Here is a 26,451-nt window from a genome sequence, read left to right on the forward strand (position 1 = left end):
ACATTGTTCTTATTTTGTTCGCAATCCGAAAACCGCTTTTCTTTGCGTCAATTCGCTTCTAGCCTGCGGTCATGGAATTTCCGGATGTCTTTCTCGTTGCAGGTTTGATCTTTGTTGTCGCTGGTTTGGTGAAAGGACTGGTCGGCTTTGGTCTTCCAGCGCTCAGTCTCGGCCTTCTCACCCTCATCATGGGGCATCAGACAGCCATCACTCTCATTCTGGTGCCATCGCTGGTCACCAATTTCTGGCAGGCCTTTTCGGGCGGTAATTTCTCGGTCCTCGTGAAGCGCTTGTGGCTGTTTCTGGTCTTTGCTGCCGTCACCGTCTGGGCGGGTGCGTTGGTTCTGACCCGCCTTCAGGACGGGTGGTCCGAAACCCTGCTTGGAAGCCTCTTCATTCTCTATGCATTGCCGGGGCTTGCGGGATTGCAGCCGCGACTGTCACCATCGGCGGAACGCTGGCTCGCAGTCCCGCTTGGCTTGCTGAACGGTCTCTTTACCGGTTTGACCGGAACTTTCAATTTTCCCGGCGTTATCTATTTCCAGTCGTTAGGTCTGACTCGCGATGAACTGGTGCAGGCGATGGGGCTTTTGTTCCTGATCTCCACCGTCGCTCTGTGGCTATCCCTTTCGCGCGTCGGCTATCTGGAGGCCGATCAGTTGGGGCCGTCAGTCGTCATGATGCTTCCGACCTTCATCGGGGTTTATGTTGGCCAGCGGTTTCGGAAGGGGTTGAGCGAGAAGGCATTCCGGCGTGTCGTGTTGGCGACCATTCTGGGTCTGGGGCTTTATCTGTTTGCAGTCGGTGTTTCGGCTCTGCTTGGCTAACTTACAAAAATGTAAAACTCACGCCCGGCGCCTGTCAGGTGGGCGGAATATCTCTTTTGTCATCGGCGGACGAAAAGCCGGCAACCTAAGGAGATTGATTGATGAAAACCCTTCGTACCTTGCTTATCGCTACTTCCCTGACAGCGGTTGGTGTTTCAGGTGTTGCACTTGCTCAAAGCTCAAATTCTCAACCTCTCGATGTTTCGCAGGCGAGCGTTTCCATGGAACAGGCGACCCAGATTGCACTTGCTGAAGTTGATGGCATCGTGAGCGAAATCGAGCTTGAATCCGAGCGTGGTGAGCTGGTCTATGAAATCGAAATTGAATCGGCAGACAGTGAAACAGAAGTCACGATTAACGCTAAAAGTGGCGAAATCGTTTCGGTCGAAAAGGATGATGACGGTTTTGGCTGGGGACGGGATGATGATGACGACGACGATGATTATCGCCGCGGTGGAAAGGATCGGGATGACAAAAATGGTGCTGCCACCACTGTCCAGTAAGGCGATGGACAATTGACCTTTTGCAGTCAATTCCCGCAGTTCGGATGACATGTCCGGGCTGCGGTCCCGTATTTGGAATTGACCCTTTCAGCAATGCTATGCATCAAACGGACAAAATGACCGGACATTTATCCACTCGGCAGACGGAGCACGCGACACTATGCGATTGATGGTTCTGGAAGATGATCCGGAAATTGGTCAGTGGGTCTATGATGGTTTGACCCGCGAAGGCCATGTGGTCGACTGGCTCAAGGATGGCCGGGAAGCGCTCGCCGCTGGTTCCATCAACTCTTATGACGTTCTGATCCTGGATCGCATGACGCCAGGTCTGGACGGTCTGTCCGTACTCAAGGCGCTTCGGGCTGCCAAGGTGGCGACGCCTGTGCTGTTTCTGACCGCGATGGGCGATGTAGACGATCGGGTCGAGGGATTGGAAGCGGGGGGAGATGACTATCTCGCCAAGCCATTTGCGTTTTCAGAACTCAAGGCCCGTGTGGGTGCGCTCGGGCGTCGGTCTTCGTTTGCCTCTGAGCAAACAGAAACCACCAAGTTGAACGTGAAAGACATTGAGCTCGATTTGTTACGGCGCAAGTGTACCCGGGCCGGTCAGGATGTTGATCTTAATGGCAAGGAGTTTGCCCTGCTCGAAGCCCTGATCCGATCCAACGGGCGAATCCAGACACGCAACATGCTGTTGGAAAAGGTCTGGAACATGAACTTTGATCCAACGACCAGCGTGGTGGAAACGCATATCAGTCGTCTTCGTGGCAAGATCGAGAAACCGTTTGGAGATACCGTGATACGAACGGTCCGAGGTGCTGGTTATGTCATTGAGGACTGAGATCAAAGGGCTATTCAGATCAAGTGCGCTAAGGCTTTCCTTGGCGCTTTCTGTGCTTTTTGTTCTGATCCTTTTGGTTGCAGGTGGTGTTGCGCAGTATCTCTTGTCTGAGGCACTGGAAGATCAAATTGATGATGACCTGAAGGTTCGTTTTGAAGCGCTGGCCGTCCAAATCACCCAAAGCCTCGATGGCGAAGATGATGACGATGAGCCAGAGTTTGAGATTGATCTTTTTGGCGACCCACGTCGGTCCGATGATCTGATCTTTTTCGCCAGCTTTCAAACCCGGTCCGGCGCTACGCTGGGGTTTTCCCCTCGAAGACTGTTTTCAAAAAACGGTTACCGCACGATCCCCTTGAAGGTGGAAGCTAGCGAGGATGAAGTCAGCCTTTGGCGCATTTATACCGGGCCTGCGGCTGGTGGCCGACTCACTGTTGCGCAGCGCTGGGATACGGCAGAAGACTTGTTGGAGCTGCTGCCCGGTGCCTTCATTGCAGCTGGGGCAATTGCGACCGTGCTCACGATTAGCGCCGGAATTGGATTCGGGTATGTCGCCCAACGCCGTCTTGGAAAAATAACCCGCGTGCTTGATGAGATCGCTGAGGGCAATTTGAGCGCACGTGTTGGGGCACTCGGACGACGAGATGACCTTAGTGATCTGGCGTCCCACATCGATGCGACGACGGATCGTTTGGAGGTGTTGTTGCGGCAAACTCGCGAGTTGTCCGTCAATATCGCACACGATTTAAAAACCCCATTGACCCGTCTTCGAGTTCGGCTCGAAGCGCTGGCGCTTGAAAATGAAGAAGGGCGGGCAGGTGAAACGGCTGAGCATGCCTTGGCCGAGCTTGACCGCATCCTGATCACCTTTGACGCTATTCTGCAGATTGCCTGCATGGATGCCGGAGCAAGCAAAAAGCGTTTTGAAGATGTCGACCTGGTCCAGCTGGCAAACGAGCTTTCGGACGCCTACAGCGCGGTTATTGAGGACAACGGCTTTCGTTTTGAGTTTGAAAGCACAGTTCCGGCCGCAACAGTGCGCGCCGACCCCGCACTTTTAAAGCAAGCCATTGCCAACCTTATCGAAAATGCACTGCGCTATAGTGTGCCCGGTGGGGCAATTCGGTTGATTGTGAACTCGAACAGCATTTCCGTTGCAGACGAGGGACCCGGAATTCCCGATGAACATAAGCTGAGGGTGTTGAAACCGTTCATACGTTTGGACGATGCCCGGTCAAATGGCGGATTCGGGCTGGGGCTTGCGCTCGTTCAATCTGTTGCCCAGCTTCATAAGGCCGATGTTGTCTTGGCGGATACAAAAAAGGTCGCGTCAGTTGGACTGACAACATCGCTCGTTTTCAAGGCGTGAGCGCATTTTCCTTTCAGCAATTGCCTGTCTGACATTTTTGTAAGGTTGGAGACAGGCATCGGTCATCTCGGCTCTCCATATCAGGTGTATCGAAAGATCACGCAGAGGAGATGAAAAGAGATGATGAGCAAACGTGAACGCACCATATTCATGATCGCCGGTCTTGTTGTTGGCCTGATCATTATGCCGATTGCCTTCGCCTTCGGCATCGCGGTTATCGGTGTTGGGTTTTTGGCAGCTTGTGCGAATTCAATGATATCAATGGCCGAAAGCTGGTGGAACAAGGCGAAGCCAGAGCCAAAGACAGAGATGCACCATACAGATGCACCAGCCGCTTGATGGTGAGACAGAACGTAAAACGGGAGCCAGTTGGCTCCCGTTTTCGTTTGAAATGACGATTGTTTTTTACTTTGCAGTCATGCGGGATGAGCGACCTTGAGGCCCACTGGCCTGCGCCTTGTTGGCCCATTGATAGGACTGCCGTTCCTCAGTTGGCGTGCAGAGAAACCGCTCCCGGTAGCATTTGGTGAAGTGTGAGGTGGAGGCAAAACCACAGGCCAAAGCGACATCCAGCACAGGACGGCTGGTCCGGCGCAACAGGTCGCGCGCGGTTTCAAGCCGTAGACGCAGATAATACTGGCCCGGCGTGCAATTGAAGTGGCGGCGGAACAGGCGTTCCAACTGGCGTGGAGAGAGGCTCACCGTCATGGCTAGCTGCTGGCAGCTCAGCGGATCCTCAATGTGGAGGTCCATGATACGGATTGCATCAAGAATCTTGGCGTTGGAGATGCCGGTACGCGCTTCAATGTCATGACGCTGGGCGGATTCGCCGGACCGCATGTTCTGATAAAGAGAGATTTCGGAAATCTCATGTGCGAGATACGCGCCATGCTGGATCGCAATCAGTCGCAGCATCATGTCGAGTGACGCCATTCCGCCCGCACAGGTGATGCAATTGCGATCAATCGCAAAAATGTCCGACGTCACTTCAACATCCGGGAACTCTTCGCGCAAGGACCGAAGGTTCTCCCAGTGAATTGTGCACCGCCGTCCATCAAGCAGGTTATAGCGAGCGAGGAGGTAGGCTCCGGTACAGACTGCCCCAAAGGTACGACCCATGGCATTTAGCCGGCGAAGGCGTTTTCCCAGCTCTGGATCGAGGGGGAGGCGCTCAACATCCAGACCACTGCAGACCAGTGTTACATCCGCGTCATCAAGTTCTTTGATGGATTTATCGACGTTAATCTGGCAGCCATTGCTGGCTGTTACGGGATTTCCGTCCATTGAGTATGTTGTCCATTGGTAAAATGGACGGCCCAATAGGCGGTTAGACAATCGTAGTGGTTCCACGACCGACGAAAATGCAATCATCGAAAATCGGTCAGTGACAACGAGTGCTATTGTTTGACCTGGTTCTTCTTTTTGGTTGTCTCGCATTTACTTGCTTCCCGCGCCGAAGGTGCAGTAATATTTTTTTTTTCTTTAGCAACACTGATCTCTTTTTAAGAAGCTGTCAAACAAAAAACATGTGATCACATTGTATTCGATTGTGAGTGTGATTGTTGCGTTGCACCTAACTCTAGGGTTGAGTTAGCGTGTCTGGATTGGGAGCCGGCAGGTCTGATGAGTAGCTTGGGCAATTTGCTGGACGTGCGATATTGAGATCGTTATTCCTCATTGCGCGCTCGTTGGAGGTTGGTTTTGCTTCAAGTCAATGCTGACCGGGTGCTAAGTGGTAGGAAAACTATGCTCCTGCTTGTGAATAGAAAGCGAAACATATGAATGCCCTTGCCAAGCCTGCTGATTTGCAGGCCGTCGCCCCAGCCGGTGTGTTTGTTGAAGAGGTGAAATCCGTTCAGCATTATACGGATCGGCTTTTCAAATTCCGCATGACCCGACCATCGAGCTTCCGCTTCCGGTCCGGCGAGTTTGTCATGATTGGCTTGATGCTTGACGGCAAGCCGCTTTACCGCGCCTATTCCATTGCAAGCCCTGCCTGGGACGAGGAGCTGGAGTTCTTTTCCATCAAGGTTCCGGACGGACCTTTGACGTCGCATCTGCAAAAGATTCAGCCGGGCGACGCTGTGTTGATGAAAAAGAAGCCGACGGGAACGCTGGTCAATGACGCACTGATCCCGGGCAAACGCGTTTACATGTTCTCAACCGGCACCGGCATTGCACCGTTTGCCAGCCTGATCCGGGATCCGGATACGTACGAGAAGTTCGATCAGGTGATCTTGACCCATACTTGTCGGGAAGTGGCAGAACTGAAGTATGGCGAGCAATTGGTGGAAGAGACACTAAGTGACCCGTTGATCGGCGAATACGCGCAAGACAAACTGGTTCATTATACCTCCGTTACGCGCGAAGATTTTCCGCGCATTGGCCGCATCACTGACCTGATTGAAGGCGGCAAATTGTTTGAAGACCTCGGGGTGCCGCCGCTGGACCCTGCCATCGACCGTGGCATGATCTGTGGGTCAATGGATATGCTGCGTGATACCAAGGCGCTGCTTGAAAAAGCAGGTTTGAACGAAGGGGCAAACAACAAGCCTGCTGAGTTCGTGGTTGAGCGGGCGTTTGTTGGGTAAATAGGTTCGCTTCCCGCACCTGTTGTTTTGCCAAGTAGATTCGCAATGGCAGCAAAAACAGCGTTTGCAAGCAGGATATTGTCATAAAACGGGGGGGGTCAGGACCTTCCGTTGGATAACGCTGAATGATGTGGCGAAAAACCACATAAATTGCAGCCATTCAGCATGAGTCTCTGCTAACCTCATTGGAGTGTTGCTGTGTATTAAAGAGACTCGACCGTCCATGACTTCATCCAGTGGAATTAACGTCATCGCGGAGATTGGCTGCAATCATAAAGGCAATATGGATATTGCCTGCGAGATGATCGAGATCGCCGCCCGAGACTGTAAAGTCGAGGCGGTAAAGTTTCAAAAACGCCATAACAGATCCCTTCTGCCAACCAGTGTTTACGATGCTCCACATCCGGTGCCTGCCAATTCTTATGGCCGGACTTACGGTGAGCATCGTGAATTTCTTGAGTTTACTCTGCCTCAGCACAAGGAACTGATAGAGGAGTGTCAACGGAAAGGGATTGTTTACTCGACCTCCGTCTGGGATGTGATTTCTGCTGAGGAAATAACAAGCCTGCGGCCCGAGATGATCAAGGTGCCCTCGGCAACAAACCAGAATTTTGAGGTTCAGGAGTTTTTATGCCGCAACTTTGATGGCGAGATCCATGTCTCTATGGGCATGACCACGCGAGACGAGGTTGATACCTGCATTTCATTTTACGAAAAGATGGGCCGCGCAAAAGATGTGGTGCTTTACGCCTGCACATCCGGTTATCCAGTTCCGCCAAGCGAAGTTTGTCTTCTTGAGATCAATGCCTTGCAGCAACGTTTCGGCGACAGAGTAAAAGCGTATGGTTTTTCCGGTCACCATGAGGGCGTTGCCATCGATATGGCGGCTGCGGCGATCGGGATTGCAGGCGTGAAAACGCATGCGTCCAGCCCATTTGCATATATTGAGCGCCATTTTACGCTCGACCGGTCGTGGAAGGGGACGGATCATGCGGCAAGCCTTGAGCCGGATGATTTGGCAAAACTTCGCTCCAATCTTGATGATGTCTGTTCCGCAGTGTCTTACAAATACACCGATGTGCTTGATATCGAAGTTGAGCAACGGCGCAAGTTGAAGTGGGTGGATATGAGCGAGGCCTTACGCCGGAAAGCCTTGTTGAATAAGGTGTCCTGAATGGGTGACGCAACCGATGGGTCGGCGCTACATGGGACCGTCAAATATCGTGCACTGATCACAGATTTTGACGGGGTGCACACCGATAATTCGGTTTTCCTGGATCAGGATGGACGAGAGTTTGTTCGTTGCAGTCGCGCCGATGGGTTGGGTATTGAAATGCTGCGGGCAAGAGGACTTCGTCTGATGATCCTGTCACGCGAAGAAAACCCGGTCGTGGCCGCGAGAGCTCGAAAGCTCAAGATGGATGTCCTTCATAACATCAAGGAAAAGCTTCCTGTCTTGGACGAGTGGCGTTTGGGTGAAGGGCTGGAGTGGTCAGAAATCGTTTATATCGGTGATGATGTGAACGACCTGGAATGCATCAAAGCCTGCGGTCTTGGTGTCGCACCGAAAAATGGACATCCCGATGTCCTTAGCGCAGCGGACCTCTGCCTTGACAAAAAGGGTGGGGACGGGGCGCTGCGTGAGCTTTGCGATTATTTGATCAAGAATGATCTGAAAGCCTGATCGAGTTTCGTTGTGAACACACCCAGCCAAGTTTTGAGTAGTTTGATGGAGGGGATTGTTCTGGTGAACAAGGAGCAGGCCGCAGACTGAATACCCGAGCCTCATTCGAAGATTTCGAAGTAGATGGTCTGGAAAATGCCCAAAAGTTGGGGGAACAAAACTTTTCCAGAGATAAAACCATTTGAGATTGGTATTGTAGGCTCTGGCAGTCTTGCTTGTGCCTTGGTGGTTGGATGCATCACGGAATCCATCGCGCCTAGTCAACCCGAAAAATCAGGACGAAATGCTTCTCTAATTCGTCCGCACAGCTTAGCTCATGGCTTCACGACGAAACTCGGAACGCTGTAGTATGGTAGTTTTTGCAGTCGAAGGCTCTTTTTTGTAATGAAGTTGTCGATGGCGAGCGTCGCACCTACCACGGCTTGATAGTCGTCAAAAACTAGGAGACCTCCGGGCACAACACGGTCGTAAAGCTGCTCAAGAGCAAAGGCTGTCGGTTCAAGAACATCCATGTCGAGATGCAAAATGGAAATTTTTATAGCTGGTTTTTGTGCAAGGAATTCCGGGATTGTTTTAAGAATGTTTCCGGCGATCAGCTCAATGTTCTGCAGGTTTTTGGATGCTAGTATTGTTTCTAAATCCTCAACCTTGAGCCCCGACCCCGCTGTAGCTACATAATTTTTAATGAAGGCCAAGTCACCAGGATGGCTGAGTTGGTCCGTCGGAAATTCCCCAAATGTGTCAAAACCAAAGATTTTTCTTGACGATTGGTCTTCAAGACAATTTCTAAAGCTGGCGAAACGAAGTAATGATAGTCCTTTGAAGACGCCTAGTTCTAAGATATCTCCCGGCAAGTCGATTATCTTCTTGTAGAGTTCATATTGAGCAAGGACTTTGTTAATGCGGGTAGGATCAGAGAACCAATGGTATCCGTTCTCGTAGTCCCAGATGTCGGCCGGGTTTAGGCCCTGAATTGAACTGTAAGGGGGAGCTTTGATCTGCAAGTCAGTGTTTCCCCTAGGTTAGTGTGGCAAAATTTAGACTTGCAATCATTGGTTGCATTGTCAATTCATATCTATGCTTTTGAAACTTTTTATGGGGAGTTCTTGGATTTCGTGAATTATTTGGTTGAGCGAGACTAGGAAGTTGTTCTGTAATGAATCGTTCTGAAAATGGGCTGCGAATTATCTGCGATGGAGAAGAGCTTCTTGCCATGGACATCGATGTGATCAAGCGCGGCGGAGCAGATATAGAACGGCTCTTTCTCACAGACAAAACGTTTCAATTGCAATCCGGGCGGGCTGTCGAGGTAAGGGCGACTGACATTCCCGGTATCGACATGCAAGACACAATCGCCCGGCACAAAGCGCGCTACATGCAAGTTGGCCTCTTTTGCCGTCCGGGATTGAGTGTTTTGGACTTTCCCTGTGGCAGCGGCTATGGATCGGAGGTGCTCGGCGCGCTTGGTGTTCGCTATCAGGGACTGGATATTGACCCGATCTCGATCGAATATGCCGAAAAAGTCTATGGAGCACCCGATAAGAGTTTTAGGCGGGGGAACCTCAAGAAACCCGTTCTCCCGAATGAGGCGTTCGATATCATTGGGTGTATTGAAGGATTGGAGCATATTGAACTGGAGTTTCAGGACGTACTTGTAGGGTCCTTTCATAAAGCATTGAAATCCGGAGGGGTTTTGGTTGTTAGTAGTCCGGTGGCGCTGTCCGGTGTTTCGGGACCTAATCCGAAAAATCCTCATCATCTCGGGGAGTTGACCAAACCTGACTTTGTTGCCCTTCTGCAACGATATTTCGCACCAACTGCTGTTGAGATCGTCACACATAGGGCACGATTGACTACGGGCATTGATACCGAGTGCCTTTATGGGATTTGCCACAAACGGTGACAGGTTTTTGAATCCTACCTATCAAGTCCTACGGAACTACATTGAGTTGCAGTCTCTATTGGTATGTTTTCCAGTATAGATAATTGGTTTTTATAGGGTTCTTCGTACATAAACCTTTGGATATGCCGAGAATTAGCGCTTGTGACCTTAGGGTGGTCGTGACACGCTATTCCTGCTGTGGTGGCAGAATCGGTATGATCGCAGAACCGAAAGCTTATTGTGTGTTGTCTGCGATCAGCATCTTCTTGAAATGCGAGTTCCGATAACCTCCAGACAGATCATTTTTCTGCTTGTCGGTGGACAGGAGACGCAATTGGAAGAGGTAAGCTGAAGGCATGAACCTGGTTCTACCAAATCGCTTTCTTGACAGTTTGAGTCCGACTGCGCTGAGCGGTGTGAAGGTGACCTTCATCAATATGCCGATCAGGGAGCAAGCCAAGCCGAACAATCCGCCCCTTGGACCGGCATTGCTGGCTGCGCGTTTGCGTGAATATGGGGCCCAACCGACGATCATCGATCTCAATATCTACAGGATCAAGGATCAGGTTGCAGCAGAGCGGGGTCTGACTTCCGGTCGCTGTCTGTCATACCAGGAGGCTCGGGGGCTGATTGAACGAACGCTTGCTAAAGCCGGTGAGCAACATTTGATTGGTTTGTCGGGTCTGATCACGACACTGTCTTGGCAAACCAAAGTTGCTCAGATGGTGAGGGAGCTTGATCCAGATGCAATCCTTGTCAGCGGCGGTGGTCTTGCCACACAATTTCGCACTGGGCTGTTCGATTGGATCCCCGAACTGGATGCTGTTTCTCACAGCGAAGGCGATGATATTATCCTTAAAATCGCATTGGATGCGAAAGCTATTCGAGACAGGGGACTGGAGAGTGCCAGACTGAGCGGGCAGCTGTCGCCGTTTCTTCAGGAAGTTCAAAATGGACGGCCCAGATTCTACTATCACGGTGGGCGCACGCCAGATCTCGATGCGTTGCCGCATCCTGCCTATGACCTTCTAGATAGTGATGTTGATGGTTTCAAGGTTCTGGAGGAATACCTTTCGGTGCCTGTTTGGGGGGGGCAAGCCAAAAATAGCTCGGCAACCAGTTTTGAAATGTCTCGCAGCATTTCGACGGTCTCCAGCCGGGGATGCCCGTTTGCCTGCAAGTTTTGTTTCCGTGGTGCTCAGGGTGAGCGCAATTATGGTGTACGAAGTGCCGAAAACCTTGCTGCGGAATTCATGGACTATAAGGCGCGATATGGCGTCGATTTTGTTGGGCTGCTGGATGATAATTTTATGGTCAGTCCGAAACGGATCTCGGAGCTGGCGGATATTCTTGAGCCTTATGCGGCGGCTGGCCAGTTGAGGTGGGGCGCGCATGGGCGGTTGGATGAGGCTGCAGACCTGCGTCCGACGCGTGACGGGGGGTATAAGTCGGCCGAGGTGTTGAGAGTTCGCGAAATGCGACGGGCTGGATGCATGTATATCGGTTTTGGAGCGGAATCTGCGTCACCCATGACACTGGAGGAAATGGGCAAGGGCGGATTTATGCTCACTGTTGGCCTTGAGCGGATCGGCGGCTTCGAATTCCCCAGGGCTATGACACAGGGTATACGCAACACTTTGGAAGCGGGGATCCAAGCCAATTGTACCTGGATTATGGGTTATCCGGGGGAGCGGCTGGAGGACCTTCAAACCAGTCTTGGATTTATCAAATGGCAGCAGGAGTTTGTGACCGAAGGTCATGCGCCCGGAACGGATGCGTATGAGACCGCGTTGCAATCGATAAACACTTCGGTGTTCACCGCGACAGCTTATCCGGGAACGGAAATGTTCCGACACGAAAAAGTCCGGGAGGTTTTGTCGGATGTCTTCAGTTTGCGTTTTGATCCAAATACCAAACAGCCTGTGATGGACGAAAACTTCAAGACCTATGTTCTGGAATTGAACGACGCGACGAAAATGATCACCAATCAATCCGGTCGTCCGTTGAATTTCAGCAATATTCCAGACGATCAGTTTGTCGAAATTCGAAATAAACTGGATTCTGGAGATCTGGACGCTGTATTGGGATTTTAGGGCTTTGGCCCGTAGTAGCTGGTTCGTGCTGGAGTTCAGATGAAGAATATTGTCGCAATGATCCCGGCCCGTGCGGGCAGTGAGGGGCTGCGAAACAAGAACATTAAGCCTTTGAACGGATTGCCACTTCTCGCACATAGCGTGAAACCTGCCTTGTCCTGCGATGCCATCTGCGATGTGTATCTGAACAGCGACAGTGATGAATACCTTGAGATTGGCAAGCAACACGGTGCAATTCCCTATAAACGCCCCGAGAGCCTTGGCTTATTTGACACCACTATGCAGGCTGTTGTCTCAGAATTTGTACGCACGTTGCGCGAAAACGGTAAACCCATTGACGCTGTTATGGTGCTGTATCCAACCTATCCATTCCGCACACCCGATATGTTGACTGATGTGATCCGCTTTTTCTGTGAAAGCGAAGATTGCCACAGCCTGATTGGTCTGAAGCAACCGGATACCCACCCTTTTTTGTGTGTTGAAAAGACAGCTGGTGGCCATCTGAAGTCGGTCATCGATTATGATCCCGACATTTACTATCGACGTCAGGATTATCCTGAGCATTATCAAATGACGGCATGGGCGATGGTCATCGGCGCAGACCACGTGGATGATCTGAGCGCGATGATGATATGTGACAAGACAGTCGGGTATGTCTTGCCGCACTCAGTTCGCACTGTCGACATAGATACGATTGCAGAATTCCATTATGCGGAATTCCTGATCGAAAAAGGTTATGTATAAAGGCTGAGTTCTCGCGACCAATTTGGCGGACTTTAAATGACAGCGCCTCTTCTTCAATCAGGATTTCAGGCCGATCCTTCTAAGTCTATCGTCAATACTCACGTCCGCTAGTTTTTCTAGAAGAGCGTTTTTGATGGTGGGCACAAATTCGGCTGTGGTTTTTTCTTCATCAATGACGAAATACTTGGTGGATGGAAACCAAGGTAAGTAATCTTCGCCAAGCTGGCCTACACTGTCATAGTCGCCAAAACGGATAACCGGCATGTCGAGTAACCCAGGAAGCACTGCAACTGTAGTGCTTGGGGAAACTACAATGTCGCAAATGGACGTCAAGGCCATGGCATCGTCCAGATCGTCGAACAGATCAACGTCAGGAAAGTCCACGACATTTCCATTTGTGCGTTCGATCAGATACTTCACCTCCCGATCAATGCTCTTGTACTGGAGGTTTACGAAGGTAACGCCATCTATCTGGACAATGGGCAGGTAGTCGATGACAGAGAGATAGTACCGCGCTCTAGCTGTATCGAGATTTTTGGATCTCCAGCCAATCCCGACAATTGGGCCATTGGCTCGATCGCCCAACCGAGCATGCAATTCCTGGGCTCGGTTTTGGTCGAAAGTGAACGCTGGAGTTTGGGCCTTTTGAAAGGCCGCGATACTGCCCCGAAAATATCGCGCCAGATCGGAAATGCAGATTTGGCAGTCAAAATCGTCAGCAGTTGCAATGTAGTCCGGAGCTTCTCCAACACTTGGCACACGGACTTCAACTTCGGGAAAGGCGCGGCGGAACATCTCATGCGTTTTGCGGGGGCCCTCGTAGATCACTTTTCCTGCCGCCTTAATCAGGTCCGGAAAGATGGTTCCGCTTCTGATTGTGTCGCCAACACCCTGATCCGTCCATACAAGGATTGTCTTGTCGGAGATATCCTCGCCAAGCCAAACACGATGCTCTGGGAATGTGCGCTTGATTACCCCTGGAACACCGGATCCTATAAACCGGTTTGGGTGAAGGGCCCAGCCTTTTTCAAGATCGCCCAGTGCCAGGAAGGTGAGGGAAATGTTCCAGTCAATGTTGGTGGTTATACCCTGTGTAAGCCGCTTAGCCTCCGTGAGGTGTTTCAGTGCTTTATGAGGGTTTCCGCTTTTCAGATAATGAACTGCAAGCGTGACCTGACGCTGGTGGTCATTGGGGTTGTCCCGAACTGCGTCTAGGGCATAAGGGAGCCCTTCGGCGACACGGCTGACAGAAAACATAAGTCGGGCGATCTCGTGTTTCAGCTTCCCGTTATTTGGGTTTCTTTTCAGCGCAATGAATAGTTCTTTCTCTGCAACATCGTGCTGTTTGAGTTCCGTTCGGCACCGCGAAATTTCAACGATTGTTTCGACTTCGTTCGGCTGGAACCTCATTGCGGTGATGAAAAAATCTAATGCCTCTTCAAAGCGTTTTTGTTCGCGAAGCAAAACACCATAGTTTCTGTTGATTTCCGGGTTGTGCGGATAAAGCTCAACGAGCTTCTTCAAAAGCTCTTCGGCTTCCTCATTCCGATCCAGCTTCTTAAGAGCCAAGGCCCTGAGATTGTGTGCCTCGGGCAGCGAGCTGTCGAGCGTTATCGCTTTTTCTGATAGCTCAAGAATTTCATCAGCCGGGATATTCGGTAGGTCGGATTTTGCCCGTGCCAAATTTGCATAAAAGGAGCCCTGATTGGGATCCAGTTTGATCGCCTTGGTGATGAATTCGATTGCTCGTTTCGGAAACCCAAGTTGTCGGTAAGAAACACCCAATAGGTGCAGGGCGTCCTTGTTGTTCGGTTGTTTTTTCAGGATTTGCTTGTAGATGCGCTGCGCTTTTTCGTACTCACCCGCTCCCTGAAGAGTGAGCCCCTCGCGGAGCTTGTCCAGTGTGGTCGCCGGTTTGGCTTTTTGAGCAGCAGAGCGCATGGAACACCGATCATTGAGAAGGAGACAAGGATTCGGCTTTCATGGTAGCAAGGATTGTGAGTGACATCAGAAGAACCATGGGCTTTCTGGCCGAAATATTGGGGATTTCCCTGTTGTTTTGGTATTCAGCGGACGCATTGGCAAAACCGCAATCAGCTCTGGGTTCTATGGCTGCGGGATCTACTGCTCTGGAAGTAGTGTTTTGATGGCACCAAAAAGCTCGTCAAAATGCGAGATGATGTGATCAGGTTTCAGGTCTTGAATGGGAACCGGTGAATACCCGAAGTCCACCGCAATCACGGGTACATCGGCCGCGCGGGCCGCATTGATGTCGGTGGAGGTGTCCCCAACCATGACGCTTGTCTCAATCGTCCCACCAGCGGTTTGGATAGCTCCCAGAAGCGGCTCCGCGTGGGGTTTGGCATTCGCATAGGTGTCGCCGGCGACAACGGCTGCAAAGAGGTGTTCGATCTCCAGCTTTTCCAGAAGCGGACCTGTCAGGCGGGTGGATTTGTTGGTGCAGACAGCGAGCGTCCAGTCGTGCGCGATCAGATCGTCGAGGGCTGGTCTGGCCCCGTCAAACAATCGGGTTTTGACGGCCATATGCTGTTCGTAATGGTCGAGGAATTTTGGCAACAGCGCGTCCAACTTTTCTGCGGTGGTCTCCAGTCCATTGGCCGCAAATCCTTTTTCCATCAGTTTTTTGGCACCGAACCCGACCCATGGACGAAAGGGGGCGACTTCAACTTCTTCAAGTCCTTCCGTTTTCAGAACGTAGTTAAGCGTACTGATCAGATCTTCAGCTGATGAAACAAGCGTCCCATCAAGGTCAAAAACGGCTAGGGGCATTCGCTGGTCCAGTATTGGTTGAATAAACTGCGAGTTGCCCGTGGTTTAGCTCTTTTTCCAAAAAGCGCCAAGCGGCTCAAGAGTGCCTTTTTCAGCGCTTCTTTTGCTGGACCATGACTTGCAGAGCATGTTAAGCAGCCTGCAAAATTGACAGCCTAACGGCAAAGCTGTCCTTGAATGGGGGGTGCATGAGCGCCACACAAAAACAAAAGGCTGCAGAGCGGGCAGCTGATGACGTGTCGTCCGGCATGAAACTTGGTATCGGAACCGGATCAACGGCTGAATTCTTCGTCAAGGCTCTTGGGCAGAAAGTACGTGATGGGCTGGATGTTGTTGGTGTTCCGACATCCGAGCGCACACGTGAACTCGCTGAACAAGAGGGCATTCGTCTTTCAACTTTGGATGCGCTTGGAACCCTTGATTTGACTGTCGACGGCGCTGATGAAATCGGTCCTGAACTTGCCCTGATAAAGGGCGGCGGCGGCGCTTTGTTGCGCGAAAAGATTGTTGCCGCTGCCTCAGATCGGATGATCGTCATTGCCGATGAAAGCAAGACCGTTGATGTCCTTGGACAATTCCCGTTGCCGATTGAAGTCAATCCGTTTGGATTGGGTGCCACTCGCGTTGCGATTGAGGCGGTTCTGAAAGGGATGGTGCTGCCTGCGCAGTTGGAATTACGGGGTGGTGATGACCATCCTTTCGTCACAGATGGCGGTCATTACATCCTCGATGCCCACCTTCAAGCGATTCCGGATCCTTCCGGCCTGGCGGAAAAGCTGGTTGCGATCCCCGGTGTTGTGGAACACGGTCTTTTCATCAGTCTTGCAAGCAAGGCTTATGTTGCGACGGCAGATAGTGTAATTACACTCGAAAAATAAAAGCGTATTTGGTTAGGGTTTTGGGCCGATCCCAAAGCCGGAATGGAGTTTGGAAATGAACCTCAAGTCACTCATCCCGCTCGGGTCTGCTTTCGCGGCGGTCATGATGGTTGCAAGTTATACTCCAGCTGCTGCGGAAGACGAGTTTACCGAAAGCCATCTGAACGCAGCGCGTGAAGTGGTTGCGGTCACCGATTCCTTGAGCACGTTTGATGATATTCTTCCGCTTCTGGCAGAACAGACCCGGACGCTGTTCATCCAGTCTGACCCGTCCCGTACGCAGGAAGTCATTGACGTTACCAACGAAGTAGCTCTGCAATTGGCCGCAAAGCGCGGTGATCTCAACGGCATCATCTATGAAGTCTGGGCGCGTCGCTTCACCGAGGAAGAACTGCGTGAGTTGGCAGTCTTCTATCAAAGCCCGCTGGGGGCGAAACTAACAAAAAATGGCCCGACTATCACAGCTCTTTCGATTGGGGCTGCTCGCCAATGGCAGGATGCCATTTCTACCGAAATGGTTTCGCTGGTTCGTGAAGAACTGGATAAGCGCGCTGCAGCACCTGCTGCGGAATAAACGTGCAATATCCGTTCGGTTCTCACAAGCCGTTCAAACATTTGACAGGGCCGCTTCTGCGGCCTTGTTTTTTGAGGCTGATCTACAATATGGCATCAAGCGACCACATGCTCTAAACGTGGTGTTCCAGCCAAAATGACCAACGCTACAGGTGAGGTTTCATGAGCCAGTACGACTATGATCTTTTTGTAATTGGTGGCGGTTCGGGCGGTGTTCGCGCTGCGCGTATTGCTGCAACACATGGGGCCAAAGTCGGTTTGGCAGAGGAATATCGCTATGGCGGCACCTGTGTTATCCGAGGCTGTGTTCCCAAGAAGCTCTTTGTGTACGCTTCCAAGTTCTCAGAGGAATTTGAAGATGCAGAAGGGTTCGGTTGGAGTGTAGGGGAGCGCTCGTTTTCCTGGGACAAGTTGATCGATGAGAAGGATCAGGAAATCACGCGCCTTGAGGGCATTTATCGTCGTAACCTCGATCGAACCGGCGTTGAAATGCATGACAGCCGGGCCATTATTGAAGGCCCGCACGAGGTGCGCCTTTTGTCGACCGGGCAGACGATTACAGCGAAATACATTCTTGTGGCTGTTGGTGCGACGCCGAATGTCGATCTTTCCTTGCCAGGCGGCGAGCATGTCATAACCTCCAATGAGGCCTTTCATCTGAGCGAGCTGCCAAACAGCATTGTTGTTGCAGGTGGTGGTTACATTGCCGTGGAATTTGCCGGGATTTTCAACGGACTTGGTGTTGAGACCACTTTGATTTACCGCGGCGAGGAAATCCTTCGCGGCTTCGACATGGACTTCCGGCAGGCTGTTCATGAAGAGATGGAGAAGAAGGGCATTCGTGTCATTTGCGAAGACACGTTCACCTCCATTGAAAAGCAGGACAACGGAACGCTGATTGGAGGCACCAAACAAGGCAAGCGTCTTGAGGTGGATCAGATCATGTTTGCCATTGGCCGCAAACCGCACTCGCGGGATTTGGGTCTTGAGGCTGCAGGTGTCGAAATGGAGAAAGACGGCTCCATCAAAGTTGATGAAACATCCCAGTCCTCTGTCCCGTCGATCTACGCTGTTGGGGATGTGACCAATCGGGCAAACCTGACGCCGGTTGCCATTCGCGAAGGACATGCCTTTGCTGACACAATCTTTGGCAACAAGCCGTGGGTCGTTGATCACAGTCTTATTCCAACGGCGGTTTTCTCGCAGCCGGAGCTAGGGACTGTTGGTCTGTCGCAGGAAGATGCGCTGAAGAAGACGCCGAATATCGACATCTACAAATCCTCATTCCGGCCGATGAAGCACACCTTGTCCGGCCGCGACGAGAAGATGCTGATGAAGCTGATTGTCGATGCGGATACCGACAAGGTTCTAGGCGTGCATGTGCTCGGTCCGGATGCAGGTGAATTGGCTCAGGTTTTGGGAATTACGGTTCAGATGGGGGCAACCAAGGCGGATTTTGATCGCACTGTCGCAGTCCACCCGACAGCAGCCGAGGAGCTTGTGACCATGCGGGAACCAACCGAAAAGATCCGAGGTTAAGGAAAGTTGCGCAATAAAGTCGCTTGCGATTGAATTTCGCGCGCCTTTATTCAAGGAAAGGCTGCAGCGCTATCCCGTATTCGCTGCAGCCTTTTTTGTGTCCTCGGTTGGGCTGTGAACTGTCTTCTCACCAAAGAAGGCGACGCATCCACGGCCCTCATCCTTGGAGTGATAGAGGGCATAGTCGGACGCACCAACCAGAGTTTCTTCGTCCTGTCCGTCCTTAGGGGCGATGGAGATGCCGACGCTCAAGCCAACGCTCACATGAACGCCATTGTCCAGTGTAATAGGGGTGCTGATCGACTTGATCATTTCGAGACCAAGTTTGCTCAGAACCGGTTTGCTGATCGTCCGGTGATACAGGATCACGAACTCATCACCGCCAGTCCGGCTGACGAGGCCATCCTTGCCAATTGCGTCTCTCAGGCGCTCAGCAACCGTTTTGATCACGATATCTCCAGCTGCGTGGCCATAGGTGTCATTGACGCTTTTGAAGCGATCAAGGTCACAATGCATAAGGGCAAACGCATTGGCAGGCAGATGTCCAACGGCGCGCTCCAACTCCTGATTGAACATCAAACGGTTGGCAAGGCCTGACAAGGTGTCGTGATGCGCCAGAAACCGGTTCTTGCTCTCGCTGTCCTGCAAGGAGTTTGTCAGGTGTCCAATACGCCACGCAATTCCGAACGCAAGGACCGACAGGGCAAGGCTTAGCAGCAGGACGACAGGGATTACTGTTGGCCAGATCGACGCCCCTTGCGATTTGCTGGTCCACTCGAAAATGCCCAGGTTATCGCCGTTGAGGGTCTGGATTGACCAGTTCGGCATGTCGTCCGCAGCTTCCAGACCTGCTCTGAACGTCAATCCATCCAGTGCAAGAGAGCCACCCAGCTCTGTAAAGACAGTTGTGCCCAGTCCGGAAAGGTCACCCGTCAGATCTTTCAGCAGCCCTCCGTCGACGAAAATGGCCGAGATCAAAATGGTTGCGCGTTTATCAGGCAGCGAAACCGTGTGATCTCCGGGCATCAAGGGAACGGCGCTGATCATGGCGACACGGTCGTCAATGACTGCAAAACCGGCTGTCGCGTAGTCTTCGGTTTGCAGCCCGAGAAGAGACTGATGGCCATAGCCACCTGGCACCCGTACCCGGTTGGTTTCAAACAGTGTTCGCGTGCGTGACACAATCGGGACGAGGGCAGGGGTTTCTGCCAACGCCGAGTTGGTGATGTGGGTGTAGTCGGCAAATCCTTCTACGCGGATGCGGTCATCGCCGGTCACAATAAAGGTGCGATTGTGCCGATAGTCCTTCCACAGGCGCTCGACCTTCTCCAGAACAAACTGGACATTCTGTTTGCGGACCAGCTCTTTTACAGTCTCGTCTGACCGGGCAAACGTCAGCTGCTCCTGAACAAACATGTTCAAGCGGTTGGTGATCGCGCTTTGAAGGCGAGCCTTTTCGTTCTGGATCGTCTGGTAACTTGAAGCAGTTGAGGCAACATGCCCTACAAACAAGAGGCTGCTGGCAGTGACGGCAATCAGAAGGCCCGCCAACAGAAACGCAAGGCTTGAAATGGATAGCTTCCGCTTCTTCTGCCCTGAAGGTGTAGGAGTGCTCGTGCTTTCGGTCACGTTCATTGCTCGCCAGTCGTTTTTGCCAACCTAAACCAGAAGGCTAAACGTTTCCCTACGCCTGCCAGACTGGGCCTGCCGAGCTAATCTGTTCTTTTCCCCAAAGGGTGTTTGAACGCTTCACGATTTGCGAACGCACTCAACAAAGGTGGTGATTTCGTCCTCGGTATTGAATGCATGAACGGAGGCGCGCACGAGGGCTTCCAGTCCTCGGGCAGGCAGGTCAATTTGGCAGGAGCTTGCTCGGGAAAACGAGACATTTATGTTCTCTTTTGCAAGACGGGCCTGTGTTTGCTGCGGTGTCTCGCCGTCCTTCATGAACGTGACAATGCCGCCCTTTTTCAGTCCCTTGTCATGCAACGAGATGCCCGGAATGTTTGAGAGTTCTAACCTTAAGGTCTCTGCAAGTGAACAAATGCGTGCAGATAGGCGATCGATCCCAAAATCGAGGGCATAGCGCACTGCGACTCCTAGGCTAATTTGCCCCGCCACATAGCGTTCCCAGTTTTCAAACCGGGTTGCATCCGGCTTGAGCTCATAAGTATTCGCATCCAGCCAGTTTGTTGCCTTCAGGTCGATGAACGCTGGATTAAGCCGGTCCAGAATTTTGCTGCTGACATAAAGGAACCCTGTGCCTCTCGGGCCACGCAGATATTTTCGCCCTGTCCCGGAGAGCATGTCACATCCGAGTGTTTCAACATCCAGTGGGACCTGCCCAACCGATTGGCAAGCGTCCAGCAGATAGAGAATTCCGTGTTTGCGGGCGATGACACCAACAGCTTCGGCCGGATTGATCAGGCCGCCAAAGGTGGAAATGTGGGTGAGGGCGATCAGGCGGGTTTTCTGAGTGATAGCTGCTTCCAACGCAACAAGATCAATCTGCCCGTGTTCGTCATCCTCGATTAAGTCAATTTCTATGCCCTTTCGCTCCTTCATTTGAAGAAGCGCCACATAGTTGGATACATACTCGGCGCGCCCGGTAATCACCCGGTCTCCGGGCCTGAAATCGATAGAGTAGAAGGCCATATCCCACGCCCGGGTCGCATTTTCGATATAGGCGATCTCGGTGGGCTTTGCGTTGATCATCTCTGCGATGTTTGCGTAAAAGGCATCAGCTGCCTCGGCGGCGGCCTCATGAGCTTCATACCCGCCAATCTCTGCCTCAAGATCAAGATGAGCCTTCACAGCGTCCAGCACCGGATTCGGAGCCAGACCTGTTCCGGCGTTGTTGAAATGAATGCGGGATTTGGTGCCGGGCGTTTCTGTGCGAAGCCGGGCAACCTCGTCAGGTGTGAGGGGGGAGGCGTGTTTCATTGCGCTGATCCGAAAAACAAGAAGGGCGAGTCGGTCAGACTTTACGCCATTCTTTTGCGCAGGTAGAACCCCGCCATGACAATTTCCTATTTTGGCTACGGCTCCCTTGTAAACACACAAACCCTGCCGGAAGGGGCGCAGGTCGTTCCCGGCCAACTGGAGGGATGGGTGCGCGAGTGGCGCATCTGGGGAACCACTGAATTCAGTCGTGGGATTTGCGCGCTTTCAGTAGCTCCAAAGCCGGGGGTGACAATTCGCGGGGTGCTCGCACGCGAACCCAAAGAACGTCTGGCAGAGCTGGATGCGCGGGAGGCGAAGTATCACCGTGTTGCTGGGATCGGACCGGCGTTTCTTTGTGACGCCAAGAAAGAAGCTGGCCCACAAGACATGTTTCTCTATCGATCACGCCCTGAGCATTATGGATGGGGAAGTGACGCGTATCCAATCCTTCAAAGCTATGTCGACTGCGTTTTGCAAGGCTTTCATGCCTTTTGGGGACTTGAGGGCGTCGATCATTTTCTAAAAACAACAGATGGATGGCATGTTCCAATCTTGAAAGATCGCCAAGCGCCAATTTATCCACGTGCCCAGGTTATCGGGGATGATCTTCTGGCTGAATTTGATCAACGGCTGAACGACTTGAGCGTTCGTTACCTGAAATTATGAATAGGTGCTTCAAGAAATGGTGCGCACTATCATGGTCGCAAATGTCATAGGCGTTATTATGCAGGTGAGTTCGATTCCTGTTACAACAGCTGTCGGATGTATTAGAGAAAATCTGGGAGATATAGTGTGATGAGTAGTGCTCATTACACTATATATTGATAATGACCGAAGAGCAGCTTTCATTGTGGGACTATGATTCTGAGGCGGCTATTGATGCGCTTTGGGAGCCGCGGGATATTTGGTTGAACTTGTCCGAAGAGCGAGTACCTCGTTTTTCAGAAGACGGACGTGTTGAGTACAAAAGCGTCAGACGTGTTAATCGTTCGGGATTGAGTGAATATTACTCTATGTTTTCCAACACCAGTTCGGGCGGCGTGTTGGTATATGGAGTTGCTGACAATGGGCTAATTGAAGGTGTCCTCCGTCAGCGCTTAATGGACAAATTGGTTTGATTTCGTAAGGGGGTGATTTTGGCTCATCATTGCTAACTCAGGAGCAAATGATGAGACGAAAGAAGGACCGAGTGACCGACGATGCGGATCGGATCGTAAAAGACATCAAACGCCAGACCCGCCGTCGGTTTTCCGCTGAAGAGAAGATCCGCATAGTGGTTTCTGGTCTTCGAGGCGAAGACAGCATTGCAGAACTTTGCCGCCAGGAAGGTATCGCCCAGAGCCAGTATTATTCCTGGTCCAAGGACTTCATGGAAGCGGGCAAGAAACGGCTTGCTGGGGACGCAGCTCGTGAAGCCAGTTCTGATGAAGTAAAGTCTCTTCGCAAAGAGACGAGGGACTTGAAGGAAGTGGTTGCAGAACAGGCTCTGGAACTTCGCCTTCTCAAAAAAAGCATGATCGGGGATGGGGTCGACGACGAATGAGATATCCCGCCTCCGAGAAACTTGAAATCATTCGACTGGTGGAGCAGTCCCATCTTCCAGTCAGACAGACGCTGGATCGGCTGGGTATTCCAAGGTCAACCTTCTACGTCTGGTATGACAAATATCAAACCGGTGGCATAGATGCCTTGCAGGACACGGCCCCCATGCCTGCACGGGTCTGGAACCGGAACCCCGATGATATCCGCCAACAGGTCATTGATCTGGCCCTGGAAGAACCGGAACTCTCACCTCGGGAGCTGGCTGTCCAGTTTACGGACACAAAGCAGTACTTCGTGTCTGAGGCCAGTGTTTACCGGTTGCTGAAAGCCCATGACCTCATCACCAATCCGGCCTTTATCGTGGTCAAGGCAGCTGACGAGTTCAAGAACAAGACCACAGCGCCCAATGAGCTGTGGCAGACAGACTTCACCTATCTGAAGGTTATTGGCTGGGGTTGGTTTTACCTGTCAACAATCCTTGATGATTACAGCCGCTATGTCATCGCGTGGAAGCTGTGTACGACGATGTTGGCCAGTGATGTCACGGATACGTTGGAACTGGCCTTACAGGCTTCAGGCTGTAATCAGGCCAGTGTCCGCCACCGGCCAAGACTGTTGTCGGACAATGGGTCAAGTTACTTCGCCGGTGAGCTGGCCGACTGGCTCGACGACAAAGGCATGGACCATGTGCGTGGAGCCCCATACCACCCCCAAACGCAGGGCAAGATCGAAAGATGGCATCAGACCTTGAAAAACCGGATCCTTCTGGAGAACTACTTCCTGCCCGGTGACCTCAAAGCCCAAATAAGCAAGTTCATCAGCCACTACAATCATCACCGATATCACGAGAGCTTGAAGAACCTCACACCCGCTGACGTCTACTTCGGGCGCGGCGAACAAATCCTGCGCAAACGAGAAAGGATCAAACAAAGCACCATCGAACAACGCCGCTTGCAACACCGCAAACAGGCCGCCTAATATCGACAAACAGATGAGCCAGATACTCCCTTAAACAAAACTCATATCTGTCCAAAAATCCCTGACGATGGACAATAGTGGGCCTCGATAAGAATTATTCTAGGTCAGAGATTTAATTGAAACTCGCCTAAGTGCTAGGCATAAGATCGTAGATGAAGTCAATATTTATTACTGCGCTCTCTCCATTTTCTCGAGCATAACTCACTTGGTCCGTGTGCCAATATTTTCTAGCCCGTCAGCCCACGCAACAGGTAGCCGACCAGATAGGCAATCCCTGCTGCGGACAGCCCAATCACAGTCGTTTCCATGCCGGACCAGAACCAGTGCTGTGTGGACCATTTCGCCTTTGTGGAGCCGATCAGGAAGAAGGCGAGGGCAGTCAGGATGATGGTTGCCTGAGTGGACGCCGTCATGCCAATCACAAAAGGTAGAAGCGGCAGGCTGCCACAGACCACAAACGCGACAAATGTTGAGCCTGCTGCTTTTAAAGGTGAGCGCGTTGCACTGGAGAGCCCATATTCTTCCTGCATCATGGTTTCGATCCAGGCCGCCTTTCGAGAGGTCAGAATGGAAACAAGCGTTTCCAGTTCTTCGCCGTCATATCCCTTGTTGCGATAGATTTGACGCACCTCTTCACGTTCGCCTTCCGGGTCATGGCGAATGTGCTTATCTTCGATCTCTTGTAGCCGGTCGAAATCGTCGTTTTCGGACTTGGTGCCGGAATAGTTGGCAGCGGCCATGGAAAAACCATCCGCCAGAAGGTTGGCAACACCCAGAACGAGGACAATCGTGGCAGAAAGATTGGCGCCGACGGCACCTGCCACAATTGCAAATGTGGTGACCGCGCCATCGATCCCGCCATAAACCCAATCCCTGAGATAGCTGATCTTTGGCCCTGCGCTTAGTCTTTGTTCAATGGCGGCGGGATCGTGGCTGTGCTCAAGAGATGGCTGTGTGCTCATGGTCGCCCTCGCTGAATTTGTGTCAGATTCGAGCAATTTAGAGGTGTTCTAATTTAGGGCATTGATATTCAGCAAAACCGTACCGACCTTTGTGCTCTGAGTGCTTGTCTCACCGGGAATGTGCCGTTGCGTTTGTGCCACGGTTGAGAGAAACAGGATTGTCGGCTTAACCAAGCTGTTTCTGCTGTGGTTTTCCGATCCTTGAACGTGTATAAGGCCGCACGTTTCCTTCGTCCGGACGAGGGGTTGCGCAAGATTTGTATCGCGGGCTTAAAAACATACAATGTGGGACTGCCCGATCCCAGGCTAGGAGTTGGTAAAATGGCGGAGAAGTGGACACCGGACAGCTGGAGATCGAAACCGATCTTGCAGGTGCCGGAATATCCCGACCAAGAGGCCCTTTCAGACGTTGAGCAGCGTTTGTCGACCTATCCGCCGCTGGTGTTTGCCGGCGAGGCGCGTGATCTGAAAAAACAGCTTGCCGATGTCGCAGTTGGCAAGGGGTTTTTGTTGCAAGGTGGCGACTGCGCCGAGAGCTTTGCTGAACACCATCCGGACCATATCCGTGACTTCTTCCGCGTGTTCCTGCAGATGTCTGTTGTCCTGACTTATGCTGCCAGCCAGCCAGTGGTGAAGGTCGGTCGGATTGCAGGTCAGTTTGCCAAGCCGCGCTCGTCCAATACCGAGACAAAAGATGGTTTGGAGTTGCCGAGCTACCGTGGTGACATCATCAATGATATCGCGTTCACGGAAAAGGGACGGGTTCCGGATCCATCGCGCATGGCGATGGCGTATCGGCAGTCTGCTGCCTCGTTGAACCTTCTGCGTGCATTCGCGCAAGGTGGTTTTGCCAATCTTGATCAGGTGCATCAGTGGATGCTCGGTTTTATTTCCGACAGCCCGCAAGGCCATCGGTACAAGGAATTGGCGGACCGGATTACCGAGTCACTCGATTTCATGCGTGCATGTGGTATCGACAGCTCGTCTGTTCCGCAGTTCCGGTCGACTGATTTCTTCACCAGCCATGAGGCTCTGCTACTTGGCTATGAGGAAGCATTGACCCGCGTCGATTCAACCTCTGGCGACTGGTATGCGACTTCTGGACACATGATCTGGATTGGTGACCGGACACGCCAGCCGGATCATGCTCATGTTGAATTCTTCCGCGGTATCAAAAACCCAATTGGTCTGAAGTGTGGCCCGTCCATGACCCCGGATGGTCTTCTTGAACTGATTGATGTTCTCAATCCGGACAACGAAGCTGGCCGTTTGACCCTGATCGCGCGTTTTGGGGCAGACAAGGTCTTTGACCATTTGCCGCAACTGGTTCGTGCTGTTGAGCGTGAAGGCAAGACTGTTGTCTGGTCCTGTGACCCGATGCATGGCAACACTGTCACGGCGAATGGCTACAAGACCCGTCCGTTCGAGCGGATCTTGAAGGAAGTGGAAGCTTTCTTTGCAGTCCACCGTGCAGAAGGCACTCACGCTGGTGGTGTTCATGTTGAGATGACCGGGCGGGATGTGACCGAGTGTACTGGTGGTGCGCATGCGTTGACCGCTGAGCAACTCGGTGACCGGTATCACACTCACTGCGATCCGCGTCTAAACGCAAATCAGGCTCTGGAATTGGCTTTCCTTATCGCGGAAAACCTGAAGAAAGAGCGTGATGGTCGTCGTGACGACAGGGTTGCTGTGAACGGTTGATTGCCTGA

25 protein-coding genes are annotated in these 26,451 nt (G+C 52.0%); 18 read left to right on the plus strand and 7 right to left on the minus strand.

Going from position 1 to position 26,451, the window contains the following annotated elements; all coding sequences use genetic code 11:
- Positions 1 to 71: 71 nt before the first annotated feature.
- From TRICHSKD4_RS23735 to TRICHSKD4_RS23755, 5 genes are all read left to right on the plus strand, one after another.
- Positions 72 to 827 carry a sulfite exporter TauE/SafE family protein gene (locus tag TRICHSKD4_RS23735; protein ID WP_009759773.1) on the plus strand — a complete coding sequence of 252 codons (756 nt, stop codon included), beginning with the start codon at positions 72 to 74 and terminating at the stop codon, positions 825 to 827.
- 101 nt (positions 828 to 928) lie between these two features.
- Positions 929 to 1,330, plus strand: coding sequence for a PepSY domain-containing protein (locus TRICHSKD4_RS28590; protein ID WP_009759774.1), 402 nt, complete (start codon positions 929 to 931; stop codon positions 1,328 to 1,330).
- A 160-nt stretch (positions 1,331 to 1,490) separates the two neighbouring features.
- On the plus strand, positions 1,491 to 2,171 hold the full coding sequence (locus TRICHSKD4_RS23745) for a response regulator transcription factor (protein WP_009759775.1): 681 nt from the start codon (positions 1,491 to 1,493) through the stop codon (positions 2,169 to 2,171).
- Positions 2,155 to 3,540 carry an ATP-binding protein gene (locus TRICHSKD4_RS23750; RefSeq protein ID WP_139052266.1) on the plus strand — a complete coding sequence of 462 codons (1,386 nt, stop codon included), beginning with the start codon at positions 2,155 to 2,157 and terminating at the stop codon, positions 3,538 to 3,540. The genes TRICHSKD4_RS23745 and TRICHSKD4_RS23750 overlap by 17 nt, the downstream gene beginning before the upstream one ends.
- A gap of 120 nt (positions 3,541 to 3,660) precedes the next feature.
- Positions 3,661 to 3,879 (plus strand): hypothetical protein, encoded by a 219-nt coding sequence (locus TRICHSKD4_RS23755; protein WP_009759777.1) that lies wholly within the window; start codon positions 3,661 to 3,663, stop codon positions 3,877 to 3,879.
- 66 nt (positions 3,880 to 3,945) lie between these two features.
- Here TRICHSKD4_RS23755 and TRICHSKD4_RS23760 read toward each other — a convergent pair whose 3' ends face one another.
- Positions 3,946 to 4,977 carry a GlxA family transcriptional regulator gene (locus TRICHSKD4_RS23760; RefSeq protein WP_009759778.1) on the minus strand — a complete coding sequence of 344 codons (1,032 nt, stop codon included), beginning with the start codon at positions 4,975 to 4,977 and terminating at the stop codon, positions 3,946 to 3,948.
- Positions 4,978 to 5,318: 341 nt separating this feature from the next.
- On the opposite strand from TRICHSKD4_RS23760, the gene TRICHSKD4_RS23765 reads away from it, so the two are divergent.
- The 3 genes from TRICHSKD4_RS23765 (at position 5,319) to TRICHSKD4_RS23775 (ending at position 7,815) form a co-directional block, all read left to right on the plus strand.
- Complete coding sequence (locus tag TRICHSKD4_RS23765; RefSeq protein WP_009759779.1) at positions 5,319 to 6,131, plus strand: ferredoxin--NADP reductase; 813 nt, start codon at positions 5,319 to 5,321, stop codon at positions 6,129 to 6,131.
- Between the two features lie 223 nt (positions 6,132 to 6,354).
- Complete coding sequence (locus tag TRICHSKD4_RS23770; protein ID WP_040617377.1) at positions 6,355 to 7,305, plus strand: N-acetylneuraminate synthase family protein; 951 nt, start codon at positions 6,355 to 6,357, stop codon at positions 7,303 to 7,305.
- Positions 7,306 to 7,815: an HAD family hydrolase gene (locus TRICHSKD4_RS23775; RefSeq protein ID WP_009759781.1), complete on the plus strand. Its 510-nt coding sequence runs from the start codon at positions 7,306 to 7,308 to the stop codon at positions 7,813 to 7,815. It abuts the gene before it with no gap.
- A gap of 314 nt (positions 7,816 to 8,129) precedes the next feature.
- On the opposite strand, the gene TRICHSKD4_RS23780 is transcribed toward TRICHSKD4_RS23775, so the two are convergent.
- Entirely contained in the window at positions 8,130 to 8,819 is a 690-nt protein-coding gene (locus TRICHSKD4_RS23780) for a TylF/MycF/NovP-related O-methyltransferase (RefSeq protein ID WP_009759783.1), read from the minus strand.
- Between the two features lie 152 nt (positions 8,820 to 8,971).
- Here TRICHSKD4_RS23780 and TRICHSKD4_RS23785 point away from each other — a divergent pair, with 152 nt between their 5' ends.
- The 3 genes from TRICHSKD4_RS23785 (at position 8,972) to TRICHSKD4_RS23795 (ending at position 12,534) form a co-directional block, all read left to right on the plus strand.
- Positions 8,972 to 9,718 (plus strand): bifunctional 2-polyprenyl-6-hydroxyphenol methylase/3-demethylubiquinol 3-O-methyltransferase UbiG, encoded by a 747-nt coding sequence (locus TRICHSKD4_RS23785; RefSeq protein ID WP_009759785.1) that lies wholly within the window; start codon positions 8,972 to 8,974, stop codon positions 9,716 to 9,718.
- Between the two features lie 335 nt (positions 9,719 to 10,053).
- Positions 10,054 to 11,790 carry a B12-binding domain-containing radical SAM protein gene (locus TRICHSKD4_RS23790; RefSeq protein ID WP_009759787.1) on the plus strand — a complete coding sequence of 579 codons (1,737 nt, stop codon included), beginning with the start codon at positions 10,054 to 10,056 and terminating at the stop codon, positions 11,788 to 11,790.
- A gap of 39 nt (positions 11,791 to 11,829) precedes the next feature.
- A complete protein-coding gene (locus tag TRICHSKD4_RS23795; RefSeq protein WP_009759788.1) occupies positions 11,830 to 12,534 on the plus strand; it encodes a cytidylyltransferase domain-containing protein in 705 nt (234 codons plus the stop codon).
- Positions 12,535 to 12,591: 57 nt separating this feature from the next.
- Here TRICHSKD4_RS23795 and TRICHSKD4_RS23800 read toward each other — a convergent pair whose 3' ends face one another.
- Together TRICHSKD4_RS23800 and TRICHSKD4_RS23805 are read right to left on the minus strand one after the other, a co-directional pair.
- Positions 12,592 to 14,475, minus strand: coding sequence for a lipopolysaccharide assembly protein LapB (locus TRICHSKD4_RS23800; RefSeq protein WP_009759789.1), 1,884 nt, complete (start codon positions 14,473 to 14,475; stop codon positions 12,592 to 12,594).
- A 180-nt stretch (positions 14,476 to 14,655) separates the two neighbouring features.
- A complete protein-coding gene (locus tag TRICHSKD4_RS23805; RefSeq protein ID WP_009759791.1) occupies positions 14,656 to 15,324 on the minus strand; it encodes an HAD family hydrolase in 669 nt (222 codons plus the stop codon).
- A gap of 188 nt (positions 15,325 to 15,512) precedes the next feature.
- Between TRICHSKD4_RS23805 and rpiA the strand changes: the two genes are divergently transcribed.
- The 3 genes from rpiA to gor all read left to right on the plus strand — a co-directional run bounded on the left by rpiA (position 15,513) and on the right by gor (position 18,314).
- Complete coding sequence (rpiA, locus tag TRICHSKD4_RS23810; RefSeq protein WP_009759792.1) at positions 15,513 to 16,202, plus strand: ribose-5-phosphate isomerase RpiA; 690 nt, start codon at positions 15,513 to 15,515, stop codon at positions 16,200 to 16,202.
- A 55-nt stretch (positions 16,203 to 16,257) separates the two neighbouring features.
- Positions 16,258 to 16,776 (plus strand): DUF2059 domain-containing protein, encoded by a 519-nt coding sequence (locus TRICHSKD4_RS23815; protein ID WP_009759793.1) that lies wholly within the window; start codon positions 16,258 to 16,260, stop codon positions 16,774 to 16,776.
- A gap of 161 nt (positions 16,777 to 16,937) precedes the next feature.
- Positions 16,938 to 18,314 carry a glutathione-disulfide reductase gene (gene gor, locus TRICHSKD4_RS23820; RefSeq protein WP_009759794.1) on the plus strand — a complete coding sequence of 459 codons (1,377 nt, stop codon included), beginning with the start codon at positions 16,938 to 16,940 and terminating at the stop codon, positions 18,312 to 18,314.
- 69 nt (positions 18,315 to 18,383) lie between these two features.
- On the opposite strand, the gene TRICHSKD4_RS23825 is transcribed toward gor, so the two are convergent.
- Complete coding sequence (locus TRICHSKD4_RS23825) at positions 18,384 to 19,943, minus strand: GGDEF domain-containing protein (protein ID WP_168157069.1); 1,560 nt, start codon at positions 19,941 to 19,943, stop codon at positions 18,384 to 18,386.
- A 120-nt stretch (positions 19,944 to 20,063) separates the two neighbouring features.
- Entirely contained in the window at positions 20,064 to 21,257 is a 1,194-nt protein-coding gene (locus TRICHSKD4_RS23830) for an aminotransferase class V-fold PLP-dependent enzyme (protein ID WP_009759796.1), read from the minus strand.
- Positions 21,258 to 21,332: 75 nt separating this feature from the next.
- Here TRICHSKD4_RS23830 and TRICHSKD4_RS23835 point away from each other — a divergent pair, with 75 nt between their 5' ends.
- From TRICHSKD4_RS23835 to TRICHSKD4_RS23850, 3 genes are all read left to right on the plus strand, one after another.
- Positions 21,333 to 21,923 carry a gamma-glutamylcyclotransferase family protein gene (locus tag TRICHSKD4_RS23835; RefSeq protein WP_009759797.1) on the plus strand — a complete coding sequence of 197 codons (591 nt, stop codon included), beginning with the start codon at positions 21,333 to 21,335 and terminating at the stop codon, positions 21,921 to 21,923.
- Positions 21,924 to 22,084: 161 nt separating this feature from the next.
- Positions 22,085 to 22,375, plus strand: coding sequence for a helix-turn-helix domain-containing protein (locus TRICHSKD4_RS23840; RefSeq protein ID WP_009759798.1), 291 nt, complete (start codon positions 22,085 to 22,087; stop codon positions 22,373 to 22,375).
- A 50-nt stretch (positions 22,376 to 22,425) separates the two neighbouring features.
- Positions 22,426 to 23,777 (plus strand): IS3 family transposase gene (locus TRICHSKD4_RS23850; RefSeq protein WP_247642859.1). Its coding sequence is split into 2 segments (ribosomal slippage): positions 22,426 to 22,761 and positions 22,764 to 23,777, totalling 1,350 coding nucleotides; the frame shifts between segments, so codons are not numbered across the junction.
- A 227-nt stretch (positions 23,778 to 24,004) separates the two neighbouring features.
- Here the strand turns inward: TRICHSKD4_RS23850 and TRICHSKD4_RS23855 are convergent.
- Complete coding sequence (locus TRICHSKD4_RS23855) at positions 24,005 to 24,739, minus strand: VIT1/CCC1 transporter family protein (protein WP_009759800.1); 735 nt, start codon at positions 24,737 to 24,739, stop codon at positions 24,005 to 24,007.
- A 321-nt stretch (positions 24,740 to 25,060) separates the two neighbouring features.
- Between TRICHSKD4_RS23855 and TRICHSKD4_RS23860 the strand changes: the two genes are divergently transcribed.
- On the plus strand, positions 25,061 to 26,443 hold the full coding sequence (locus TRICHSKD4_RS23860; protein WP_009759802.1) for a class II 3-deoxy-7-phosphoheptulonate synthase: 1,383 nt from the start codon (positions 25,061 to 25,063) through the stop codon (positions 26,441 to 26,443).
- The last annotated feature ends 8 nt before the right edge of the window (positions 26,444 to 26,451 follow it).

The sequence above is a fragment of the Roseibium sp. TrichSKD4 genome, assembly GCF_000148725.1.
In the GTDB taxonomy this organism is placed as follows: Bacteria; Pseudomonadota; Alphaproteobacteria; order Rhizobiales; family Stappiaceae; genus Roseibium.

Coding starts and splice junctions, on each gene's coding strand:
- TRICHSKD4_RS23735 (WP_009759773.1), top strand. CDS start 72: ATGGAATTTCCGGATGTCTTTCTCGTTGCAGGTTTGATCTTTGTTGTC.
- TRICHSKD4_RS28590 (WP_009759774.1), top strand. CDS start 929: ATGAAAACCCTTCGTACCTTGCTTATCGCTACTTCCCTGACAGCGGTT.
- TRICHSKD4_RS23745 (WP_009759775.1), top strand. CDS start 1,491: ATGCGATTGATGGTTCTGGAAGATGATCCGGAAATTGGTCAGTGGGTC.
- TRICHSKD4_RS23750 (WP_139052266.1), top strand. CDS start 2,155: ATGTCATTGAGGACTGAGATCAAAGGGCTATTCAGATCAAGTGCGCTA.
- TRICHSKD4_RS23755 (WP_009759777.1), top strand. CDS start 3,661: ATGATGAGCAAACGTGAACGCACCATATTCATGATCGCCGGTCTTGTT.
- TRICHSKD4_RS23760 (WP_009759778.1), bottom strand. CDS start 4,977: ATGCGAGACAACCAAAAAGAAGAACCAGGTCAAACAATAGCACTCGTT.
- TRICHSKD4_RS23765 (WP_009759779.1), top strand. CDS start 5,319: ATGAATGCCCTTGCCAAGCCTGCTGATTTGCAGGCCGTCGCCCCAGCC.
- TRICHSKD4_RS23770 (WP_040617377.1), top strand. CDS start 6,355: ATGACTTCATCCAGTGGAATTAACGTCATCGCGGAGATTGGCTGCAAT.
- TRICHSKD4_RS23775 (WP_009759781.1), top strand. CDS start 7,306: ATGGGTGACGCAACCGATGGGTCGGCGCTACATGGGACCGTCAAATAT.
- TRICHSKD4_RS23785 (WP_009759785.1), top strand. CDS start 8,972: ATGAATCGTTCTGAAAATGGGCTGCGAATTATCTGCGATGGAGAAGAG.
- TRICHSKD4_RS23790 (WP_009759787.1), top strand. CDS start 10,054: ATGAACCTGGTTCTACCAAATCGCTTTCTTGACAGTTTGAGTCCGACT.
- TRICHSKD4_RS23795 (WP_009759788.1), top strand. CDS start 11,830: ATGAAGAATATTGTCGCAATGATCCCGGCCCGTGCGGGCAGTGAGGGG.
- TRICHSKD4_RS23800 (WP_009759789.1), bottom strand. CDS start 14,475: ATGCGCTCTGCTGCTCAAAAAGCCAAACCGGCGACCACACTGGACAAG.
- TRICHSKD4_RS23805 (WP_009759791.1), bottom strand. CDS start 15,324: ATGCCCCTAGCCGTTTTTGACCTTGATGGGACGCTTGTTTCATCAGCT.
- rpiA (WP_009759792.1), top strand. CDS start 15,513: ATGAGCGCCACACAAAAACAAAAGGCTGCAGAGCGGGCAGCTGATGAC.
- TRICHSKD4_RS23815 (WP_009759793.1), top strand. CDS start 16,258: ATGAACCTCAAGTCACTCATCCCGCTCGGGTCTGCTTTCGCGGCGGTC.
- gor (WP_009759794.1), top strand. CDS start 16,938: ATGAGCCAGTACGACTATGATCTTTTTGTAATTGGTGGCGGTTCGGGC.
- TRICHSKD4_RS23830 (WP_009759796.1), bottom strand. CDS start 21,257: ATGAAACACGCCTCCCCCCTCACACCTGACGAGGTTGCCCGGCTTCGC.
- TRICHSKD4_RS23835 (WP_009759797.1), top strand. CDS start 21,333: ATGACAATTTCCTATTTTGGCTACGGCTCCCTTGTAAACACACAAACC.
- TRICHSKD4_RS23840 (WP_009759798.1), top strand. CDS start 22,085: ATGACCGAAGAGCAGCTTTCATTGTGGGACTATGATTCTGAGGCGGCT.
- TRICHSKD4_RS23855 (WP_009759800.1), bottom strand. CDS start 24,739: ATGAGCACACAGCCATCTCTTGAGCACAGCCACGATCCCGCCGCCATT.
- TRICHSKD4_RS23860 (WP_009759802.1), top strand. CDS start 25,061: ATGGCGGAGAAGTGGACACCGGACAGCTGGAGATCGAAACCGATCTTG.